The organism is Nocardioides sp. (genome assembly GCF_035429765.1).
Lineage (GTDB): Bacteria > Actinomycetota > Actinomycetes > Propionibacteriales > Nocardioidaceae > Nocardioides.
This window is the reverse complement of sequence record NZ_DAOMFK010000307.1, coordinates 1-2,370: the sequence shown is the minus strand read 5'-3', so window position 1 is coordinate 2,370 and position 2,370 is coordinate 1. Positions and strand designations below refer to the sequence as shown.

2 protein-coding genes are annotated in these 2,370 nt (G+C 75.1%); both read left to right on the top strand.

What is annotated here, in order from left to right; translation table 11 throughout:
• Positions 1 to 2,085 (top strand): putative baseplate assembly protein (locus PLP61_RS16580; protein WP_324503869.1); only part of this gene is annotated, 2,085 nt, incomplete at its 5' end.
• On the top strand, positions 2,082 to 2,370 hold a 289-nt coding region (locus PLP61_RS16575; protein WP_502889105.1), incomplete at its 3' end, for a hypothetical protein. The genes PLP61_RS16580 and PLP61_RS16575, both read left to right, overlap by 4 nt.

Below are 2,370 nucleotides of genomic sequence, written 5' to 3'. Positions count from 1 at the left end.
CAGCCGCGAGGGTCGCGGCAGCTGGGCCGCAGCCTCGACACCGCGCTCGCCCGCGGCGCCGACGCCTACCCGGCTCTGCTGAGCGTCATGCGGCCCGCCCTGGCCCCGTCGCTGTACGGCGCCCTGGCCCGGCTCGACGACGCCGCCCCGGTCTCGCCGCTGCGCGTCTGGGCGCTGCGCCTCGCCGTACCGCTGTTCGGGCACAACGCGCCGCAGGAGGCCCAGTTCGACGACGGCGTCTTCACCGGCTTCTCGGAATGGGCCCTCGAGGACGACGAGGTGGCCGACGCGGCGTTCCTCGACCGCGACCACCCCGACGTGCTGGTCCGCACCCCCGCGCTCGTGTCGCGACCGGCCACCCACGGGTTCACGGCGGCAGTCGTCACCGGCGTGACGGTCGTCGAGCAGCTCTCCCGACGGGCCTACGGCCTCGCGGGCAAGTCCACCCGGGTCACCTTCGCCGACCGGTGGTGGCGGCCCTCGCGCCAGGACGAGGAAGGGGCCGCGAAGTTCGGCGTCGACGGCTTCGACGTGCTCCGCGCCGCCGTCGTGCACTGCGGCGCCGAGGAGCTGAACCTGGCCGACGCCCCCCTCGCCGAGGCGGTGTGCGCGGACGAGATCGAGCTGGACCGGCTCTACGACGGGCTGCGCTCCGGCCGCTGGATGGTGCTCTCGGGCGAGCGCGCTGACCTGCCCGGCACCTCCGGGGTGAGGGCCGCCGAGCTGGTCATGCTCGCCGGCGTCACCCACCGCGTGGCGACGGTGCCTGCCACCGGCTACCTCGGCGGGGGGCGCGGGTCGGACGGGGGCGGCGAGCCGGCCGACGTGCCCCTCCCCGGCGACGCCCTGCACACCTTCGTCACGCTGGCCAGCCCGCTGGCTTACTGCTACCGCCGCGACACCGTCGTACTGCACGGCAACGTCGTCCGCGCCACCCACGGCGAGACGACGCAGGAGGTGCTCGGCGGCGGCGACCCACGCAGGCCACGGCAGACCTTCCGGCTCAAGCAGCCCCCGCTGACGTGGACCTCGGCACCGACGGTCACCGGCGTCGACTCCACGCTGGAGGTGCGGGTCGACGACGTGTCGTGGCACGAGGCGCGCAGTCTGCTGGACCTCGGTCCGGCCAGCCACGGGTACCTCACCAGCCAGGACGACGCCGGCGCCACCACGGTGGTCTTCGGCGACGCCGTGCACGGCGCCCGGCTGCCCTCGGGCACCGACAACGTCCGCGCCGTCTACCGCAAGGGCATCGGCAGGGGCGGCAACGTGGCCGCGGGCCAGCTCTCCCAGCTCGCCACCCGCCCGCTCGGGATCAAGGACGTCGTCAACCCGCTGCCCGCCACGGGCGGTGCCGACGCCGAGAGCCGCGACCAGGTACGCCGCAACGCACCGCTCGCCGTGCTCGCCCTCGACCGCCTGGTGTCGACGCAGGACCACGCCGACTTCGCCCGCACCTTCGCCGGGATCGGCAAGGCGGCAGCCGCCCGGCTCAGCGACGGCCGTCGGCAGCTGGTGCACGTGACGGTCGCGGGCGTCGACGACGCCCCGATCGACGAGACCTCGGACCTGTTCGGGAACCTCAGCGACGCGCTGCACCGCTTCGGCGACCCGGCGCTTCCCCTGAAGGTCTCGGTGCGCCGGCTGCTGGCACTGGTGCTCAGCGCCGGGGTCAAGGTGCTGCCCGACCACCACTGGGACACCGTCGAGCCGCAGGTGCGCGCGGCGGCGCTCGCCGTCTGCGGCTTCGACCGCCGCGAGCTCGGCGAGGACGTGCTGCCCAGCCAGGTGGTCGCAGCGATGCAGGCCGTGCGCGGCGTCGACTACGTCGACCTCGACGTGCTGACCGCAGTGAGCGCCGAGGACGTCACCCGCCGCCTCGCGGCCGGGGTGGGACGCGCCCAGGTCCTCAGGCGCCCGGTGCCGGCGCGGACCACCCTGCGACGGCCCGCCCCGGAGCGGGTGGTCGTGCGGCCCGCCCGCCTGGTGGCCGGTGAGCTGCAGCCGGCCGAGCTGGCCTACCTCCAGCCCGGCGTACCCGACTCCCTGATCCTCAACGAGATCCGTGAGGAGGCGGCGCGATGAGCCGCGGCGAGGACTACCTGTACGACCTGCTGCCGAGCCTGCACCGGATGCGGGACGAGGCGCGCGGCGGGCCGCTGCGCGAGCTGCTCCGGGTGGTGAGCGAGCAGGTCGACGTGCTGGAGCAGGACATCGAGCGGCTCTACGACAACTGGTTCGTGGAGACGTGCGCGGACTGGGTGGTGCCCTACCTCGGGGACCTGGTCGGCTACCGGCCGCTCGCCGACGCCGGTCTGGTCGCCGACCCCACGTCGCCCGAGGCGCGCCGGCGCGGCCGCGTCCTCGTGC